This window comes from Pseudoalteromonas sp. NZS100_1 (genome assembly GCF_015864285.1).
Classification (GTDB): Bacteria; Pseudomonadota; Gammaproteobacteria; order Enterobacterales; family Alteromonadaceae; genus Pseudoalteromonas; species Pseudoalteromonas arctica.
In genome coordinates this window covers 1-572 of sequence record NZ_JADYXN010000252.1, presented here as the reverse complement: position 1 = coordinate 572, position 572 = coordinate 1, and the positions used below count along the sequence as shown (strand labels likewise).

At 72.6% G+C, this 572-nt stretch carries 1 pseudogene; it reads right to left on the bottom strand.

The annotated features are described in order from the left end of the window. Positions 1–334: 334 nt before the first annotated feature. Positions 335–572, bottom strand: a pseudogene (locus tag I6F66_RS21670) (hypothetical protein); the annotation flags it as partial.

Sequence of the window (572 nt, the reverse complement as noted above, 5' to 3'; positions counted from 1 at the left end):
GAAACTCGCCGCCGTCACGGAGGAGGGGCGGAGCACCTCGGCGCGGTGGCGGGAGTCGTTGCACTTTGCTCGCGAGCCGTTGGCCGAGCTGTCCGCTGCCGAGCGGGCGTCCCTGCGGGACCTGCTGAAGCGGATGCTGGGTACGAAGTAGGCAGCCTGCGCCCCGTAAGGGGCGCGGGGAACTGCGCGACCAGCCACCGACGGCCTGCAGCCGACGCACCACCCCAGAGGTCCGGGGCGAAGCCCCGAGCACCTCGGCCGCGGGTGCGTCGTGGCTGGTCGCGCCCACGCGGCGGAGCCGCATATCGATACAGCCCCGCGCCCCTTCGGGGCGCTAGGCCAGCGGGTCCGGCGCCGCCGTGATGCCCATGGCGGCCAGCTTCGCCTTGCCGCCGTCAGGAGCCGTCAGCACCAGCGGCCCCGCCTCCGTGACGGCGATGGAGTGCTCCCAGTGCGAGGACCACGTCAGGTCGTCCGTCAGGACCGTCCAGTCGTCCTCGAGGACGTGCGTCTTCGCCGTCCCCAGGCTCACCATCGGCTCGATGGCGATGCAGAAGCCCGGCACCAGCTTC